This is a genomic window from Thermosulfurimonas marina, assembly GCF_012317585.1.
GTDB lineage: Bacteria > Desulfobacterota > Thermodesulfobacteria > Thermodesulfobacteriales > Thermodesulfobacteriaceae > Thermosulfurimonas_A > Thermosulfurimonas_A marina.
Window position 1 is genome coordinate 192,288 of sequence record NZ_CP042909.1, and the last position, 17,432, is coordinate 209,719.

Annotated in this window: 13 protein-coding genes; 6 read left to right on the forward strand and 7 right to left on the reverse strand. The window is 60.1% G+C overall.

Features of this window, described 5'->3' with window-relative positions:
• Positions 1-20 precede the first annotated feature (20 nt).
• Together FVE67_RS00990 and bioD are read left to right on the forward strand one after the other, a co-directional pair.
• Entirely contained in the window at positions 21-734 is a 714-nt protein-coding gene (locus FVE67_RS00990) for a methyltransferase domain-containing protein (RefSeq protein ID WP_246167948.1), read from the forward strand.
• Positions 716-1,414, forward strand: coding sequence for a dethiobiotin synthase (gene bioD, locus FVE67_RS00995; protein WP_168718814.1), 699 nt, complete (start codon positions 716-718; stop codon positions 1,412-1,414). The genes FVE67_RS00990 and bioD overlap by 19 nt, the downstream gene beginning before the upstream one ends.
• On the opposite strand, the gene bioB is transcribed toward bioD, so the two are convergent.
• From bioB to FVE67_RS01015, 4 genes are all read right to left on the reverse strand, one after another.
• Complete coding sequence (gene bioB / locus FVE67_RS01000) at positions 1,404-2,333, reverse strand: biotin synthase BioB (protein ID WP_168718815.1); 930 nt, start codon at positions 2,331-2,333, stop codon at positions 1,404-1,406. The two genes, bioD and bioB, sit on opposite strands and share 11 nt — an antisense overlap.
• A gap of 108 nt (positions 2,334-2,441) precedes the next feature.
• Entirely contained in the window at positions 2,442-4,100 is a 1,659-nt protein-coding gene (locus tag FVE67_RS01005) for a putative porin (protein WP_168718816.1), read from the reverse strand.
• 172 nt (positions 4,101-4,272) lie between these two features.
• Positions 4,273-7,773: an AsmA family protein gene (locus tag FVE67_RS01010; RefSeq protein WP_168718817.1), complete on the reverse strand. Its 3,501-nt coding sequence runs from the start codon at positions 7,771-7,773 to the stop codon at positions 4,273-4,275.
• Positions 7,770-8,417: a histidine phosphatase family protein gene (locus FVE67_RS01015; protein ID WP_168718818.1), complete on the reverse strand. Its 648-nt coding sequence runs from the start codon at positions 8,415-8,417 to the stop codon at positions 7,770-7,772. Before FVE67_RS01015 ends, FVE67_RS01010 begins: the two co-directional genes overlap by 4 nt.
• A 91-nt stretch (positions 8,418-8,508) precedes the next feature.
• On the opposite strand from FVE67_RS01015, the gene gyrA reads away from it, so the two are divergent.
• Complete coding sequence (gyrA, locus tag FVE67_RS01020; RefSeq protein WP_168718819.1) at positions 8,509-10,929, forward strand: DNA gyrase subunit A; 2,421 nt, start codon at positions 8,509-8,511, stop codon at positions 10,927-10,929.
• Here the strand turns inward: gyrA and mqnE are convergent.
• Entirely contained in the window at positions 10,926-12,011 is a 1,086-nt protein-coding gene (gene mqnE / locus FVE67_RS01025) for an aminofutalosine synthase MqnE (RefSeq protein ID WP_168718820.1), read from the reverse strand. The two genes, gyrA and mqnE, sit on opposite strands and share 4 nt — an antisense overlap.
• A gap of 15 nt (positions 12,012-12,026) precedes the next feature.
• On the opposite strand from mqnE, the gene FVE67_RS01030 reads away from it, so the two are divergent.
• The gene (locus tag FVE67_RS01030; RefSeq protein WP_168718821.1) at positions 12,027-12,398 is read left to right on the forward strand and encodes an HNH endonuclease; all 372 of its coding nucleotides are present in this window, start codon (positions 12,027-12,029) and stop codon (positions 12,396-12,398) included.
• Complete coding sequence (glmS, locus tag FVE67_RS01035; RefSeq protein ID WP_168718822.1) at positions 12,359-14,206, forward strand: glutamine--fructose-6-phosphate transaminase (isomerizing); 1,848 nt, start codon at positions 12,359-12,361, stop codon at positions 14,204-14,206. The genes FVE67_RS01030 and glmS overlap by 40 nt, the downstream gene beginning before the upstream one ends.
• Here the strand turns inward: glmS and FVE67_RS01040 are convergent.
• The gene (locus tag FVE67_RS01040; RefSeq protein WP_168718823.1) at positions 14,193-14,837 is read right to left on the reverse strand and encodes an RNA methyltransferase; all 645 of its coding nucleotides are present in this window, start codon (positions 14,835-14,837) and stop codon (positions 14,193-14,195) included. The genes glmS and FVE67_RS01040 overlap by 14 nt on opposite strands.
• A 54-nt stretch (positions 14,838-14,891) precedes the next feature.
• On the opposite strand from FVE67_RS01040, the gene FVE67_RS01045 reads away from it, so the two are divergent.
• On the forward strand, positions 14,892-16,199 hold the full coding sequence (locus tag FVE67_RS01045; RefSeq protein WP_168718824.1) for a UDP-glucose dehydrogenase family protein: 1,308 nt from the start codon (positions 14,892-14,894) through the stop codon (positions 16,197-16,199).
• On the opposite strand, the gene FVE67_RS01050 is transcribed toward FVE67_RS01045, so the two are convergent.
• Positions 16,200-17,423 carry an ATP-binding protein gene (locus FVE67_RS01050; RefSeq protein WP_168718825.1) on the reverse strand — a complete coding sequence of 408 codons (1,224 nt, stop codon included), beginning with the start codon at positions 17,421-17,423 and terminating at the stop codon, positions 16,200-16,202.
• Between the last annotated feature and the right edge of the window lie 9 nt (positions 17,424-17,432).

Here is a 17,432-nt window from a genome sequence, read left to right on the forward strand (position 1 = left end):
CCTAGGGGTTTTTGAAGGCCGTGCTTTCTCGAGAGCTTCTTCGGCGGCGTTTTCGTCGGGCCCTTCCGGGATACGAAAAACAGGCCCGGATTCAGGCCGAAGCCGCCGCAAGACTCCTTGAGGCCGTATGCGGGATTTCCTCCTCCTGGCCCCGAATCCTGGAGGTGGGCTGCGGCCCGGGGCTTTTTACCCGCCCGGCCTGTGAGCGGCTAGAGTTTGAAATCTATTTGGCCTGTGATCTCCTTCCCGAGTGCCGCTCCAAACTCCCCCGGGGGGTCTTCTTCGTGGTGGCCGACGGAGAGGCCCCCCCGGTGTCCCCGGAGGCCTTCCACCTGGTGGTGTCCTCCTCGGTCATTCAGTGGTTCCGGCGGCCCCGAGAAGGGCTTTTGGCTCTGGCCCGGGCCCTCGCTCCCGGAGGGGTCCTGGCGGTATCCACCTTCGGCCCGGAGACCTTAAAGGAAATGCCCGGAAGACGCAGACCCCCGGGGCTTCTCTCCCTGGAGACCTGGCTCTCTTTCAAGCCCCCTTCCTTTCGGCTTCTTGCGGCCGAAAGGGCCCTTCGAAGGATCTCCTGGGAGAGCCCGGGGGAACTTCTCCGCTATCTCAAAGAGACCGGGGTGGCCGGAGGCCTTCCCCCGGGGGAGCTGGGGCCCCTGCGCCGATGGCTTTCCGGACCGGGGCCCTTTCACCTCACCTTTGAACTGGAGACCTTTCTATGGCAACGGGTCGTCTGATCTTTGTAGCCGGAACGGACACCGGAGTGGGAAAGACTGTAGCCTGCGGGCTCCTGGCCCGGGCCTACCGCAAGCTGGGCCTTAAGGTGATCACCGCCAAACCCGTACAGACCGGGGCCCGCGAGCCCGAGGACCTCCTTCTCCATCGGCGTCTCATGGACCTTCCCCCGGATCCTCCGGAACTCCTTTCCCTCACCTGCCCTTATCTCTTCTCCTATCCCGCGGCCCCCATCACCGCGGCCGCCCGAGAAGGAAAAAAAGTGGACTTAAAAGTCCTCCTTGAGTCTTTAAAGGCCCTTCTTTTCCGCTACGAGATGGTCCTGGTGGAAGGGGCCGGGGGGCTTTATGTGCCTTACACGGAAGAGGCTACCTTTCTGGACCTCATCCAGTATTTTATGGCCCCGGTGGTGGTGGTCTCTGCGGCCCGGTTGGGCACCATCAACCATACCCTGCTTACCCTGGAGGCCTTGCGCTCCCGGGGCCTGGTGGTTCCGGCCCTCTTTTACAATCGTTTTTTTGAAACCGAGCCTTATCTGGCTTCCGAAAGCCTGCGGGAGATTCAGCGCCGGGCAGGCCCGCTTGCGGTCTTCGAGATGCCCTCCCTTTCCGAAAAAAATCTGGTGGAGATCACCGAGGCCCTCAAAGAGTTTCTGAAAGAGACTCCGGGGCTCAGACCTTAAGGCCGCAGGTGTAGCCCAGGTCTTCTATAAGCCTGCGGTCGTCGGAGAGGCGGCGTCCGCGGGTGGTAAGGTAATTTCCCACCATGAGGGCGTCACAGACGAGAGGCACCAGGGCCTGAAGTTCGCGCAGGTTGAATTCCCGCCCCCCACAGACCCGGATCTGGGTCCGGGGGAGAGAAAGGCGCAGGACCACCAGGATGGCCAAACACTTAAGCGGGGTAAGGAAGTTCGCTCCCGCAAGCGGGGTCCCGGGGATGGGGTGGAGAAAATTTACGGGCACGGAGTCCGGGGAAAGCTCCGCCAGGGTCTCGGCAAACTCCAGGACCTCCTCCGGCCCCTCCCCCAGCCCGAAGATCCCCCCGCAGCAGAGGGAAAGGCCCACCTCCTTGACCCTTAAGGCCGTCTCGTAGCGGTCGCGCCAGCGCTGGGTGGTGCAGATCCGGGGGTAGAAGCTTTCGGCGGTCTCCAGATTGTGGTGATAGCGGGAAAGGCCGGCCTCTTTGAGGGCCTGGAGTTCCTCCCGTCCCAGGGTCCCCAGGGAAGCGCAGAGCTTGAGCCCAGGAAATTCCCGGCGGCAGCGTGCGATCACCCGGAGAAGGCGCTCAAGCTCCCGGCCCGAAAGGCGCACCCCACTGGTCACGAAGCTGAAGCGATCCACTCCGGCCCGGGCCGCCTCTTCTACGGCCCGCAGGAGCCGATCTTCGGAAAGGAGGGGATAGACCGGGGCCTCGGTCTGCCAGTGGGCCGACTGGGCGCAAAAGCGACAGTCGGAGGGGCAGCGGCCGCTTTTGGCGTTCACGATGGCGCAGGTCTCCACCCGGGAGCCGAAGACCTCCTCCCGCAGCCGCCGGGCCTCCTCCAGATAGGGCCAGAGGGGCACCTTCCCGGAAAGGATCCCGCGCAGGGTCTCTTTTTCCATCCTCGAGGGTCCGGAGTTTTTTCGAAAGCTCTATTTAACCCGGGTCTTAAAAATAAAAAAAGGGCGGGGGCCTTCGCCCCGCCCCTGAGAGCCCCTCGGTAAGGCCCCTTAGAAGTAGATCTCAAAGGAGGCGTAGAGGTTATACATGTGATCGATGGGCATGAACATCTGCGTATTGGCAAGATCATCAAGTTCATGGATCTCATGCGGTTCACCCAGCCACATTCCGCTTCCGCTGTAGTTGAACCAGAAGTACTGGAATCCTAGGCGCAGGAAGACCTTGGCGTACTTGGAGAGGGCCTCTCCGGCGGGCAGATCCTGGATCCAGTAAACCTCGGCCACATGCCCGCGGGTGGTCAGCTTGTTGATGTAAACGTCGTCGGTAGCCACCATGAAGGGCATCCACCACTTGGAGCCGTAGTTATACTCCAGGCCGAGCTTGGCCCCGGGCACCCAGGGAAGCGGTATCCGCGCTCCCACATACACCGCCCAGCCCGTGTGGGTGTCGGTGTTAACTGCATTAACTGCATTAGCAAATCCGCCAAGCAAGGTGTAATACATTTTAGCGAAACTAAAGCCTGTACCATTATAATAAGCAATAGGCATGCTTCCTATCGCGTCCGGATCGGTAATAGAGGCCCCCACGGAGAGGAAGTAGTCCACTCCCTCAAGACCCAGGTAGGGGATATCCACCTTGTGGATCCAGGTGGCCCCGAGCTCGTAGATATCGCCCAGGTTGTTCCGGGTGGTCACGTATGTGGGACCGAGCTTGGACATGAACCAGGTCCCCTCCGGAAAGTCCATCACCCCTTCGGCCTTGAAGGCCTGGACGATGAGCATCATGTTGCGGTCGGGATCATCGATCACGTCCCAGACGAAGCCGTAGAAGTCCACATCGTCTTTGGCCCGGTCGATGGGCATCTTGAAGCCGGACTCAAAGCCACGGCCGTAGCAGAAGCGGATGCGCCCGGGCCAGGGCCAGCGATACTGAAAACCGATGGTGGCCCCGTCAAAGGGCACATCAATGTTGATCCCGCTAGGCGAGGCCTCCTTCTTGTCCAGCCCCTCCCGCAGGTGCTGCGGGGACCCGTGGGTGGTGGGCCGGCGACCGAAGGAGATCCAGATAGGATAGCCCCCCACATTCACCCAGTTAAAGTAGGCCCGGTCCACATAGAGGCGGCTGTCCGAAGGACGCACCCCGAAGCTAAAATTGTTGCTCATGCCCGGGAAGATTTCGGGAGAAACATAATCGTCGCTCATCCCCCAGATCTTGTAATAGGCCAGGCGCACCTTCACATTGGTGTTTTCCGTGGGATTGACCTTGAAGTTGATCCGCATCCGGTTGGTCCACACCGTGTCATTCTCCCGGTGCCCTTTTACGGGAGTCCAATGCTCCTTATCAGTTTTATCAATAAAAGGTACCATCGCGTGCACCTCATTTGAATAAGTAAATCCATTAAAATAGCTCCAATAACTTTCCGGCACATAGGCCCGGGTGGAGTCGATGCGGGTGCGAATGTCTCCCCAGATCTGGAATTTGCCCGCGTTGTCCTTGAGTTTGTCCACAAAATCGCTCATCTCCTCCACGGACTCCGAAGTCTCCTCCTGGGCCTGCTTGACCTCCTGAAGTTGCTGCTTTAAGGCCTGAAGCTCCTGCTCCAGTTGTTGGATCCGCTGCAGGAGCTCCTCCTGCGAGGCCCCGTAGGCCCAGAGCCCACCGGGCACCATCAAAAAGACCGCCACCAACAAACCCATTAGCCGCTTCATATCCACACCTCCTAATCGGTTTTATCCGTTATTTTCATCCTTAATACCTCCAAAGCTCGAGCCTGTAAAGTCCCAATAATCCTTGTGTAGAATGCTAAAACAATAAAAATTTATAAAAAGTGTGATTATAAAAATTAACTATACAAAAAGAGCAGGTAACGTTTCTTTTCTTTTATTTTGGTGTGACAATCTGTGCGGGTAATTGAAAAACTCGCTTAAATAGGCCGAAAATTTCCTGCCCTATAGCTTTGGGATCCAGGGGCACAAACTTGGGGTCCCGATAGGTCCCGCGCACCCCTACCGGAAAAGAGACCAGCATCTTGTCCTTTCCCGTAAGGAGAAAGCCCACCAGAGGGATGTTGCTGGTAATCGTGTCCACGGTCTTGAAAGGCGAGGCCATGACGGTGAGATCTAGGCGTCCGTTGGGAAGATAGATGTCTCCGGAGGCAAAGAGCCTCAGACCCGGGCCCTCAAGATGGGCGTCTTGCACATGGATCTTCGGGCCTTCCAGCCGGGCCTTTACTGAAAGCCCTTGGTAGGGAAAGCCCTCTTCCTCGAGAGAAGGCACCTGGCCCCGGAAAAGATCGATGGGGCTTAGAAAGCCCAGGAGCTTGGCCAGAAGGCCGAAGCGCTCGATCCTTCCCGAAGGGGAGACGAGAAGGATCTCCCCTTCGCCGGACTCAAAGAGGGACCGGGTTCCGGAAAAGCGCACCTCGGCTCGGAGCCGGTAAGACCCCCGGATAAGGGCCTCTTTTTCCGGAGAAAGACAGGTCAAAAGTCTTTCGAATTCCCCCTGCGACTTGAGGACGGAGAGTTCAAGGGCTTTGGCCTTTCCAAAAAGATATTCCCCGCGCAGGGGAAGGTCGCAGAAGGTACCTCTTTTAAGCACCACCCGCCCCCGGCCCGGGCGATAAAAGAGCTCTCCCTCCACCCGGGAAAGACCGTATTTCGGTCCGAGACGGAGATCAGCCACGGAAAAAGTGGCGTGGCCCACAAAGACCGGACCCCTGGAAGAGGATTTTTCTTTTTTCAGGCGTTTGCGGAGGTCGGAAAGGTCGAGATGTCGGGAGATCAGGCGGGCCTCGAAGCGGAAATTCCGGGGAGCCACCTCCAGCTGGCCCGAGAGCTTAAAATCCGAAGCCCCAAGACGCCCCTTAAGATCAGACACCTCCAGGCTGCGGCCCCGGCCCCGCAGGGCAAAGTGTTCTATCTCCGGCCATCCGTTATAGGGCACCTGAAGAGGGCCCCCGGAAAGACGGCCCTCAAAGCGACTGAGAAGGGGATGCTCCGTACGGAAATCTAGCTGAAGGTCCGCCTGGAAATCTCCCGAAAGCCCGGGATTCTTTACGAAAAGGGCCGCAAGGGTCTTTCCCGAAAGACGGCCCTTGAGGATGGTGCGGAAGCCTTCGGGGGTCTTCTCGTAAGAAAAATGCAGGTCCTCTCCGGCGTAGGCCAGGTGTCCTTCTTGGAGTTGGAAAAGGCCGGGAGCCCGCAGGAGGCGGCCTTCAAGGAGGGCTCCCCCGGAGGAAACCGCGGAAAAGGCCGCCGTAAGGCCTTGGTCCCGGCGCGAAAGTTCAAAACGGTGCACTTCAAGCGGGGCCTTAAGCCGGAAGCGTGGGTCCACCTTGTAGCGACGATAGAAGTGCTCCAGGAGGGCGGAAGAGAGGGTCCCTGAGCCCCGGAGAGAAAGCCCTCCCCCGGCCAGATCCAGATCCCCGGAAAGCTGAAGCCTGCTTTCCTTGAGGACGAAACTCCCGGGGCCAAAGCCCAGGGTCTCCTTCTGGTAGCGCACGGGAAGCCCGGAAAAAGAGGCCGAAAGGTCGAGGGAGGGAAGGTAGAGGGCCCCGGAGGCCAACCTGGCCGAAAGGATAAGCCCCGAACGGAGGGCCTTTCCCGAAAGAGGCCCTTTAAAGGAGAGGGCCTCAAGATCCACCTCGGAAAGGGAGAGGCGATAGGTCTCAAGGAGCCTGCGGGCTGAGGAAAAACGGAGGAAAAGGGGCTGCAGGGCGGGAAATTTCAGTCTCCCCCGGGCCTCGCGGATCTCTATTCGGGCGGGACGGACCGAAAAATCGTAGCTAAGCGAGGTGACCACCTCTCCAAAAGACCCGGAAAGAGAAAGACCGGAAAGGCTGACCCTCTTTCCTGAAAAACGGAAGATCCCTCCGGAAGCCTTCAAGGGAAAAGGAAGACGCGGATCTTTTACCAGGACCCCTTTGGGGCGCAGGCTCAGGGACACCCGGGGGGCGGCCCGGGTACCGGAAATGAGGACCTCTCCGGCCAGAGGGCCAGCGGCCTCAAGCCCCGCAAGGGCTTTCTGCACCTTCTTCGAGGCCGACCGGGCCACCGGGAGAAGCTCCGCGGCCTCTCCCTCGAAACGGGCCTTTACGGAAAGCGGGGCCTTCCGGTCCTTAAGATGGACCCTTACCGCCGCCGAAGAGATGCGGGTCTTCCGGAGCCTGGCCGCCCCCTTGAAGGTAAGGTCTCCGGCCACCAGGGAAAGGATCCCCCTGGCCCCGGAGACCTCCAGCCGGGGACGGGAAAGGGAAAGGGCCCCCTCCCTCACCCGGGCCGAAAGGATCAGGTTTTCCGGACGAAAACAGGCGGAAAGACTGCGGGCCCGGGCCTTGAGGTCCACTTCTTCAAAACGGCCCCCTTTAACCCGGGCCAAAAACCGGGAAAGGCCTCGGCTTTTTTCGGAAAAAGGGAGCAATCTTTCCCGAAGGCCCGAAAAATCCACCTCCTCCGCCTTTAGATCCAGACTGTAGAAGCCTTTCTCCCAGGCCAGACGCCCCTCCCCCCGGAATAGAGGCTCCCGGAAATCGAAATCCTTAAGAAGAATCTCCCAGTTCGCAGGCCCGTAAGTGAGCTGGCCCTCCAGTTTGGCACAGGAAATGAGGCGCAGGCCCTCCGGCTTTACACAGGGGGCGGTAAGGAGAAAACCCGCCACCAGCCCCCCTTCCTCGTAGGTGTAGGCCACTGAAAGGGAAAGATCGGTCTTTTCCAGGGGGAGGGGCCAGGTGAGCCCCGGCCACCTAAACCGGGAAAGATCCACATGGGAGGCCTCAAGACGCCCCTCAAGTCCCGGCTCCCGCGTATTAAGACGAGCCTTGAGCTGAATCCTTTCTAAAAAAGGCGCCCTGGCCGAGGCCTCAAGGAGGACCTGTTCCGGCTGGGTGCTCACCTCCGCGGCAAGGTCAGAAAGATCGAGAAGAAGGACTTCCTCCCGGAAGACCTGGATTTGCCCCTGGGAAAGGCGGGCCGAAAGGGTGGGAAGGGGCGGGATCTTCTTCAAGAATTCTTGCCAACGAAAGGGTTTGCCTCCCCGGGAGAGATAAACCTTGAGTTGCGGGGCCTCCAGAGAGAAGTCCCGCACCAGCACCTGGCGATGGAAAAGGGGGAGAATCTCGGGGTAGAGCTTGAGGCTTTTTACCGTGAGGAGATAGCGCGGGGCTTTGATCCGTACCCCTTCGGCCGAAAGGCCCGGACGCAAAAAGACCTTAAGGCGCAGGGTCTTTACCGAAACCTCCGCCCGTAGGGTGTGCGAAAGGCGCCGGGCCACCCGATCTTTAATGGCCGAAAGATTGACCAGATAGGGAAGAGAAAGACTTAAGGCCACCAGAAGGAGGAGCAATATCCCCAGGACAAGGGCGCTTATTTTCAGAAACTTTTTCATGCCTCCCCCTTAAGAAAGCGGCGCATTTCCTCGGCCTCCGGCCCCTCACCGTAAGGGACCTCCAGGGCCACCTCCAGCCCCCGGCGCCGGAAACAGACCGGAAGCGCGTTCGGGACCGGCACCCGCCGATAAAAAGAAAGGGGCTTTTCCAGATAGTGAAGGAGGAGGACCCGGACCACCACCATATGGGTCACCACGAGAAGGGCGCGCCCCTCCTCTTGATGGAAGAGATCCTCCAGGGCCCGCACCGCCCGACCGTAAACCTCGGCCAGGGTCTCGCAGCCCGGAAGATAAAAACGATGGGGTTTCTGAGACCAGACCTCGTACTGCATGGCCGGATCGGCCCGCAACTCGGCCTTAGTCCGTCCCTCCCAGGGAGGGATGCTGATCTCCAGAAAACCCGGGGCCTCGTAGATGGGAGGCCTCCGGCGGAGGTTCTCGGCCAGGATCTCCGCGGTGCGCCGGGTGCGGTGGAGAGGGCTTACGTAAATGGCCGAAAGGTCTTCGGCAGCCAGATACTTTCCCACCTGAGCGGCCTGGGCCTCCCCTTCGGGGGTCAGGGGCTCGGCGGTGCGCCCGGCGAAACGCCCTTCGGCATTGGCGTAAGTCTGTCCATGCCGCATAACGAAAATGCGCGTCTCCATGACCCTCCTCCCGGCCCTTATGGATAACACGAAAGAAACCTTCATTGAAGGTCCGGGGGATCGGAGGTATATGTTAGCCGGGAGGTGTCTCATGGGCGAGATCCTGCAGATTCCCTTGGAAGAAGAGCTCAAGCGCTCCTACCTGGATTACGCCATGAGTGTGATCGTGGGGCGGGCCCTTCCGGACGTGCGCGACGGTTTAAAGCCCGTCCAGCGCCGCATCCTCTACGCCATGTACGAAATGAAAAACGACTGGCGCTCGCCCCACAAAAAAAGCGCCCGGGTGGTGGGAGAGGTTATCGGTAAATATCATCCCCACGGAGACGCCGCGGTCTATGACACCCTGGTGCGCCTGGCCCAGGACTTTACCATGCGCTACCCCTTGGTGGACGGTCAGGGGAACTTTGGCTCCGTGGACGGAGACGCCCCGGCGGCTATGCGTTATACGGAGGTGCGCCTTTCCCGCATCGCCGGGGAGATGCTGGCCGATCTCGAAAAGGAGACCGTAGATTTCGTCCCCAACTACGACAACACCCTGATGGAACCTGCGGTCCTTCCGTCCCGGCTCCCCAATCTCCTGGTCAACGGGGCCTCGGGAATCGCCGTGGGCATGGCTACCAACATCCCGCCCCACAACCTGGGAGAGGTGGTAGAGGCCCTCATCGCCATGCTCCACAACCCGGAAATCACCCTGGACGAACTCCTGCAACACATTAAGGGCCCGGACTTTCCCACCGGGGGCCTCATCGTGGGCACCGAGGGGATCCGCGAGGCCTACGCCACCGGAAAGGGCCTCATCAAAATGCGGGGGCGGGCCTTCGTAGAAAGGGAACGGGGCCGAACGGCCATCGTCATTACCGAAATCCCCTACCAGGTCAACAAGGCCAAGCTGGTGGAACGCATCGCCGAGCTGGCCCGGGAGCGCAAGCTTGAAGGGGTGGCCGAGGTACGGGACGAGTCCGACCGGGACGGCATCCGGGTGGTGGTGGAACTCAAGCGCGAAAAGGCCGACCAGGCCCAGATCATCCTCAACCAACTTTACAAACACACTCCGCTGGAGAGCACCTTCGGGATCATTCTCCTGGCCCTGGTGCGGGGTCGTCCGGAGCTCCTTTCCCTGCGCGAAGCCCTGGCCCATTTTCTGGCCCACCGTCGGGAAGTGGTCCTGCGGCGCACCCGCTACGACCTGCGCAAGGCCCGGGAACGGGCCCATATCGTGGAAGGGTTACTCAAGGCCTTGGAGCATCTCGACGAGGTCATCGCCCTCATCCGGGGCTCCCGGACCCCTGCGGAGGCCAAGGAAAAGCTTATCCGGCGTTTCGCCTTCTCCGAGGCCCAGGCCCAGGCCATCCTGGAGATGCGACTCCAGCGGCTTACGGCCCTGGAGCGCGAAAAGCTGGTCTCCGAACACCGAGAACTCTTGCGTCAGATCGCCTGGTTCGAAAAGATCCTGAACGAAGAGGAAACCCTCAAGGAGGTCATCGAGGCCGAGTTGCGGGAGCTCCAGGAAAAGTTCGCCGACGAACGCCGCACCCAGATCGTCCCCGCCGAGGGCGAGGTCTCCTGGGAGGACCTGGTGGTGGAGGAAGCCATGGTGGTGACCCTGACCCACCAGGGCTATGTAAAACGGCTGCCCCTTTCCACCTATCGCCAGCAACGTCGCGGCGGAAAGGGCGTGAGCGGGCTGGCTATAAGAGATGAGGACTCGGTACGGGATCTCTTTGTGGCCACCACCCACGAGACCTTCCTCTGCCTTACCAATCAGGGGCGGGCTTACTGGTTGCGGGTGCTCGATATCCCGCAGGCCGGTCGCCAGGCTCGGGGCACGGCCCTTTCCAATCTTCTACAGCTTTCCGAAAACGAGAGGGTGGCCACGGTCCTTCCGGTCAAGGCCTTCGAGCCCGGGAAATTCGTGTTCTTTGCCACCCGGAAAGGTCTGGTCAAAAAGACGGAGCTTTCGGAATTCGGCCATCCCCGCTCCACCGGGATCCTGGCCATTAAACTCCACGAAGGCGACGAAGTGGTCGCCGCGGGGCTTACGGACGGAAAGAAAGAGGTCTTGCTTCTTACCCGGAAAGGACAGGCCATACGCTTTCCCGAGGAACAAGTACGCCCTATGGGACGGGCAGCCACGGGAGTAAAGGGTATAGAGCTTTCCGAAGGAGACGAGGTAATAAGCCTCCTGGTAATCCCTCCGGAGGAAAAGCGGGACCTCCTCACGGTAACCGAGTACGGCTATGGAAAGAGGATGCGTCTTGCGGAATTTCGGCTCCAGAGCCGGGGGGGCAAGGGGCTCATCGCGGCCAAGGTCAACGGAAAGAGCGGAGGACTCGCCGGGGGTCTCCTGGTCTCCGAAGAGGACGAAATCCTCCTGGTCTCCGATACCGGAAGGATCATCCGTCTGCGCGTAAAAGAGATTCCCTTCAAGGGCAGACCCACCCGGGGGGTAAAGCTCTTTTTCCTGAACGGCCAGGAGCGGATCGTGAGTCTGGCTGTGGTGCGCGAGGTTTAGACCGGCCGATAAAAGGCGTCCCGTTCCACAGGCTCGAAACCGGCCTCCCGGATGAGGCGCTCCAATTCCTCTCGCGAAAGGGCTTCGGCCTCCCGTCCCCCGGAGGCCTCGCTGATTCTTTCCTCCACCACCGTCCCGTGAAGGTCGTCGGCCCCGAAGTGGAGGGCCAGCTGGGCCAGCTTCACCCCCAAGAAGACCCAGTAGGCCTTAAGGTGGGGGATGTTGTCGAGCAGAAGGCGGGCCACGGCCAGGGTTCGCAGATCCTCAAAACCGGTGGTGGGCTTGATCTCCTCGCGTAAAGGGGTCTTTTCCGGGAGAAAAGGAAGGGGCACGAAACAGAGGAACCCTCCGGTCTCGTCCTGGACCTCACGCAGACGCAAGAGGTGATCCACGCGCTCTTCCAGGGTCTCTAGATGCCCGTAGAGCATGGTGGCATTGGTGGGAAGCCCCAGGCGGTGGGCGGTCTTGGCGATCTCCAGCCAGCGCTCGGCGGAGATCTTGCGAGGAAAGAGCCTCTCCCGCACCCTCTCGGAGAAGACCTCCGCTCCTCCTCCGGGGAGACAGGAAAGCCCGGCGGCCTTGAGATCCTGAAGGACCTCCTCTACCGATTTCCCGGAGATCCGGCTGAGGTGGTCGATCTCCACACAGGTGAAGGCCTTAAGGGCCGCCTGGGGAAAGGCCTCATGGACCGCGGAAAGAAGCTCCAGATAATAAGTGTAGGGGAGTTCGGGATGCACTCCTCCCACAATGTGGATCTCCCGGGGAGGGGGTCCTTCGGAAAGACGGCGCACCGCCTCCTCCGGAGAAATCACATAGCCCTCGGGATCTCCGGGAGGCCTCCAGTAGGCACAAAAACGACAGCGGTTCTCACAAATATTGGTGTAGTTGAGGTGCCGGTTGAGCACATAATAAACGCGGCGACCGTGCAGGCGCTCCCGCACCCTACGGGCCAGCCAGCCCAGGGCCAGGAGATCCCGGGTTTGAAAAAGTTTAAGTCCGTCTTCCCGGGAAAGCCTTTCCCCGGCCTCAATCTTTTCGTAAATTTCCGCAAGCCCTGCCCTTTTAATTGTTTCGCTGCGCATCCTCAGCTATACTAAATGGGTTGTAAAAGGCTGGCAAGCTCGGTGGGTAAGGTGAAAGGAGACTGGTTCAGCCCGGAGGAAAGGATCCGTCGGGAGAAGGAAAAGGCCCGGCGTTTGAGAAAGACCCGCTGGTGGCGCAAGAAGTGTGCCCGCGGAGTGTGCTATTATTGCGGCCGTAGGGTTCCCCCGCAGGAACTCACCATGGACCACAAGATCCCCCTGGCCCAGGGGGGGAGCTCGGAGAAGTGGAACCTGGTCCCGGCCTGTAAGGAGTGCAACAACAAGAAGAAATACCTCCTTCCCTGGGAATGGGAAGATTATTTGCGAAAACTACGAGGAGAAAAAGAATGTGTGGCATCATCGGATATCTCGGAGAGCGCCCGGTAAGGAGTGTCCTCCTTGAGGGTTTGAGGCGCCTTGAATACCGGGGCTATGACTCCGCCGGCGTGGCCTTTTTCACGGAAAACGGACTTTTCGTGCATCGGGTAAAGGGTAAGATCCTGGACCTTGACGAAAGTCTAGCCCGGATCGAGGTTTCCGGAAGGGCCCCGGGGCTGGGACATACCCGGTGGGCCACCCACGGGGAGCCCTCGGAAAGAAATGCCCATCCTCACCTGGACTGCCGGGCAGAGATCGCCGTAGTCCACAACGGGATCATCGAAAACTACCAGAGTCTGCGCCGGGAACTGGCCTCCCGGGGACACCGCTTCGTCTCCGAGACCGACACCGAGGTCCTGGCCCACCTGGTGGAAGAGGCCCTGGCCGAAAGCGGGGATCTGGCCGAAGCGGTGAGACGGGCCCTTCAGCGCGTAAAAGGGGCCTACGCCCTGGCGGTCATTTGGCGAAAAGATCCGGAGCGCATCGTCTGTGCCCGAGAGCAGAGCCCCCTGGTCCTGGGGCTGGGAGAAGCCGAGGTCTTCCTGGCCTCGGATGTCCCGGCCCTCCTTCCCTGGACCCGGAGGGTGATCTTCCTAGAGGACGGGGATCTCGGGGAACTCTCCCGACAGGGGGTGCGCCTTTTCCGGCTCGACGGCTCTCCGGTCCGGCGGCCCCTTCAGGAGATCACCTGGGACGCCTCCCAGGCCGAAAAGGGGGGCTTTCCCCATTTTATGCTCAAGGAGATCTACGAGCAGCCCGAGGCCATCCGCGACACCCTGAGAGGACGGCTGGACCCGGAAAGCGGGCGGGTGGATCTTTCCGACGCCGCCCTCTCGCCGGAATTTTTTGAGGGCCTTCGGAAGATCTTCTTTGTGGCCTGTGGCACCTCCTACCACGCGGGGCTGGTGGGAAAATACCTCCTGGAGGCCCTGGCCGGGATCCCGGTGGAGGTGGATCTGGCCTCCGAGTTCCGCTATCGCGACCCCCTGGTGGACGAAGGGACCCTCGCCGTGGTAATCTCGCAGTCCGGGGAGACGGCGGACACCCTGGCCGGCCTGCGTCTGGCCCGGGATAAAGGGGCCCGGGTGCTGGGTATCGTGAACGTCCTGGGGAGCACCATTGCCCGCGAGGCCCACAGGGTCATCTACACTCACGCGGGCCCAGAGATTGGGGTGGCCTCCACCAAGGCCTTCACCTCCCAGCTCACGGTGATCCTCCTTCTGGCCCTCTATCTGGGAGGGCTTTCCGGAAGGCTCTCTCCGGAGAGGGCCCGGCTCCTGGCCCGGGAGCTGGTGGAATTCCCCGGACTTCTTCAAAAATTGATTCCCAAGGTACATCCCTTACTCAAGGAGCTTTCGGAGCATTATTTTCGACAAGAAAATTTCCTCTACCTGGGCCGGAACATCCTCTTTCCCGTAGCCCTGGAAGGGGCCCTCAAGCTCAAGGAGATCTCCTACATTCACGCCGAGGGCTATGCCGCCGGAGAAATGAAACACGGCCCCATCGCCCTCATCGAAGAGAGCGTGCCCACGGTGGCCCTCGCCCCCAGGGAGTCCGGGGTGGTTTACGAAAAGATGGTCTCCAACATCGAAGAGGTGCGCTCCCGAAGAGGGCCGGTCCTCGCCTTCGGCACCCAGGGAGACGAACATCTGGCCGGGCTTTCCACAGATTTCGTGGGGCTGCCTCCGGTGTCCTGGGAGATCTCCCCCCTCCTTTACACCGTACCCCTTCAGCTTTTCGCCTACGAGATGGCCGTGCGCCGGGGCTGCGACGTGGACCAGCCGCGGAATCTGGCCAAGAGTGTTACCGTGGAATAGAGCGGCGGGCAGAAAGCCAGAGGGCTAGCACCCCAAAGGCCACGGCTACATTGAGGGAACGCTTGTAACCCCGCATGGGAAGTTGCAGAACCAGGTCGCACAAAGAGAGCACCTCCGGGTCCACTCCACAGAGCTCGTTTCCCACCACCAGGGCCAGAGGCTGCTCCGGAAGTTCAAGCCCGGGATGCCAGGGCCGGCTCCCCTCCGTCTCCAGGGCCAGGAGAAAAAAGCCCTCTTTTTGGAGCCTTCGGGTCAACTCCAGGGCATTCGGATGGTGGGACCAGGGGAGCACCTCCTCGGCCCCCAGGGCGGTCTTGGCCACCGCGGGATGATCCCCGGCCGGGGTAATCCCACAGAGATAAAGATGGGACAGACCGGCGGCCTCGGCGGTCCGGAAGATCGAGCCCACATTCCAGGCGCTGCGCAGGTTCTCCAGGACCCCTACACACGAGGGCTCGAGAAGTTTCCTTTCTTTGGGGCCATCTTTCTCCAGGGGTCGGCTCAAGAAAAATCGAAGCCCTCCCCCACAGGCCGGACACCTTTTAAGACTCTCCAGCGAGGGAAAGCGCAGCCTACAGCTCTCGCAAGTATAGTAGAGGGCCTCGGAGCACCCCGGGGTCTTTTCCATCATAAGACCAGCCAGTATTATACAGCCAAAATTAAGCCCTCTTTTCGGGAGGACCAAATGCACATCGCGGTAATCGGCACCGGATATGTAGGGCTGGTCTCCGGGGCGGGTATGGCCGACTTCGGCATGAAGGTCATCTGCGTGGACAAGGACAAGGAAAAGATCAAGCAGCTTCAGAAGGGCCGTATTCCCTTCTATGAGCCGGGGCTTGAGGACCTGGTGCGCAAGAATATGGAAGCCGGACGGCTCTCCTTCACCACCGATCTCAAGGCCGCGGTCAAGCAGGCCCTGGTGGTCTTTATCTGTGTAGGCACTCCTCCCAATCCGGACGGCTCGGCGGATCTCTCCCAGATCAAAGAAGTGGCCCTTTCTCTGGCCGAGGCCCTGGACGATTACAAAGTCATCGTCACCAAGAGCACCGTACCTGTAGGGACCAACCGCTGGTTAAAACGCCTTATCGATGAGCACAAGAAAAACAAGGTGGCGGTGGACGTGATTTCCAACCCGGAATTCCTGCGGGAAGGCTCGGCGGTGGAAGATTTCATGCATCCGGACCGGGTGGTCATCGGGGGCGAGAGCGCCTACGCCATCGCTATCGTAAAAGACATCTACCGGCCCCTCTATCTGGCCGAAACCCCTTTCATTATCACCAACCTGGAGACAGCCGAGCTCATAAAGTACGCCTCCAACGCCTTTTTGGCCACCAAGGTGGCCTTCATCAACGAGATCGCCAATCTCTGCGAAAAATTAGGGGCGGACGTTACCGTGGTGGCCCGGGCCATGGGGTTTGATCCGCGGATCGGCCGGAAGTTCCTCAACCCCGGCCCGGGCTTTGGGGGCTCCTGCTTCCCCAAGGACGTCAAGGCCCTTATCCATCAGGGACGCGAAGTGGGCGAGCCGATAAGGATCCTCGAGGCAGTGATTGAAAGCAACGAAAGACAGAAACTGCGGGCGGTGGAGAAGGCCGAGGCCCTCCTCGGGAAGCTTTCCGGAAAGAAGGTGGCCGTGCTCGGGCTTTCTTTCAAGCCCAACACCAGCGATGTGCGGGAGTCTCCGGCCCTTACCGTGGTCCCGGAGCTGGTCCGTCGAGGGGCCAGCGTGCGGGTTTACGATCCAGTGGCCCAGGAGGAATTCCGGCGCTGGCTGCCGGACCTCAAGGTGGACTACGCCCCGAGTCCTCTCGAGGCCGCCCGGGGGGCCCACGCCCTGATCATCCTTACGGAGTGGAACGAGTTTCGTTTCCTGGATCTTGCCGAGATCAAAAAGCTCATGGCCGAACCCAACCTCATCGACCTACGCAACATCTACGAACCGGAGATGGTAAAGGCCCTGGGCTTCCGCTACACCGGTATAGGCCGCTCTTAGTCAGATAAGGGCCCTCCAAGGCACGAGGTAGATGCCGGGAGAGAGGGCCAGGACCTCCTCCCCTAGATAGACCACCAGACCAAAAGGGGCCCGGTGGGAAAAATCCTTGAGGAATTGTTTAAGCCCCGCCAACTTGCGGGGAGAAATTTGGGTGGAGGCCTTGATTTCTATAGGAAGGAGTCTCTCTCCCAGCTCCACCACCAGGTCCACCTCGGCCCCAGCATGAGTACGAAAGTAATAGATTCGGGCTCGGGGCTCTAAAAAAGAAAGAAGCTTGATGATCTCCTCCACCAAAAAACTCTCCACCAGGGCGGGATAAAAGGGATGAAAAATCAATTCCGGGGCGCGGACAGCAATTCCCGCAAGGACCAGGGCCAGACCGGTGTCCCGAAAATAAAGCTTCGGGGCCTTGGTTAGACGCTTTCCCAGGTGGGCAAAAAAGGGGGCAAGCCTTCTCACCTGGTAGGAGATCTCTAAAAGCTGGAGATAATTTCGGGCCGTGGAGGGAGAAAGACCGGCGTCCCGGGCCAACTCTGCCAGGTTGAGGACCTGGGCAGTCCTCAAAGCCGCAAGCCCCATGAGCCGGCGAAAGTCTCCCAGAGAGGCTACCTGCGAAAGATCCCGAAGATCCCTTTCGAGATAAGTGGCCAGGTAGTTTTCAAACCACCAGCGCCGCGTTTCCTCGTCCGGGGCCAGGACCGCCGGAGGGAAACCCCCGCGGGCAATCAGGGTCTCCAAGGGCGGTCTGGAAGGAATCTTTTCGGGAAAAGAGGGAAACCCCTGCAGACAATCTTTGAGAAACCCTGGAGGGGGATAGCCCTCGGCCTCGGAGACCATGAATCCCGGAAGTTCAAAGATGGCAATCCTTCCGGCAAGGCTTTCGGAGACCCTTTTTAAGAGAAGGAAATTGGCCGAACCAGTGAGGAGGAAACGTCCTGGCTCGCGGTTTCGGTCCACCAGGAGCTTTAGGGCCTCAAAGAGGGCCGGAACCTTTTGCACTTCGTCCAGAGTCAAAGGCCCCTTCTGCGCGGAAAGAAACCCGTAAGGATCTTCTTCCAGGACGGACCTTACTTCGGGAGAATCCAGAGTAAAATAGGTGCGCTCCGGGAACTCCTGCTGGACCAGGGTGGACTTTCCCGTCTGCCGGGCCCCCACCACCGCCACCACCGGAAAAAACTCGAGGGCCTTCCTGATCTTTTCCGCAAGCCACCGCTTCCGATACATACTGGAAAT

What these genes read in the sequence shown, in the direction of transcription:
- bioD (WP_168718814.1), top strand. Translation starts at nt 716, where the DNA reads ATGGCAACGGGTCGTCTGATCTTTGTAGCCGGAACGGACACCGGAGTG.
- bioB (WP_168718815.1), bottom strand. Translation starts at nt 2,333, where the DNA reads ATGGAAAAAGAGACCCTGCGCGGGATCCTTTCCGGGAAGGTGCCCCTC.
- FVE67_RS01005 (WP_168718816.1), bottom strand. Translation starts at nt 4,100, where the DNA reads ATGAAGCGGCTAATGGGTTTGTTGGTGGCGGTCTTTTTGATGGTGCCC.
- FVE67_RS01010 (WP_168718817.1), bottom strand. Translation starts at nt 7,773, where the DNA reads ATGAAAAAGTTTCTGAAAATAAGCGCCCTTGTCCTGGGGATATTGCTC.
- FVE67_RS01015 (WP_168718818.1), bottom strand. Translation starts at nt 8,417, where the DNA reads ATGGAGACGCGCATTTTCGTTATGCGGCATGGACAGACTTACGCCAAT.
- gyrA (WP_168718819.1), top strand. Translation starts at nt 8,509, where the DNA reads ATGGGCGAGATCCTGCAGATTCCCTTGGAAGAAGAGCTCAAGCGCTCC.
- mqnE (WP_168718820.1), bottom strand. Translation starts at nt 12,011, where the DNA reads ATGCGCAGCGAAACAATTAAAAGGGCAGGGCTTGCGGAAATTTACGAA.
- FVE67_RS01030 (WP_168718821.1), top strand. Translation starts at nt 12,027, where the DNA reads ATGGGTTGTAAAAGGCTGGCAAGCTCGGTGGGTAAGGTGAAAGGAGAC.
- glmS (WP_168718822.1), top strand. Translation starts at nt 12,359, where the DNA reads ATGTGTGGCATCATCGGATATCTCGGAGAGCGCCCGGTAAGGAGTGTC.
- FVE67_RS01040 (WP_168718823.1), bottom strand. Translation starts at nt 14,837, where the DNA reads ATGATGGAAAAGACCCCGGGGTGCTCCGAGGCCCTCTACTATACTTGC.
- FVE67_RS01045 (WP_168718824.1), top strand. Translation starts at nt 14,892, where the DNA reads ATGCACATCGCGGTAATCGGCACCGGATATGTAGGGCTGGTCTCCGGG.
- FVE67_RS01050 (WP_168718825.1), bottom strand. Translation starts at nt 17,423, where the DNA reads ATGTATCGGAAGCGGTGGCTTGCGGAAAAGATCAGGAAGGCCCTCGAG.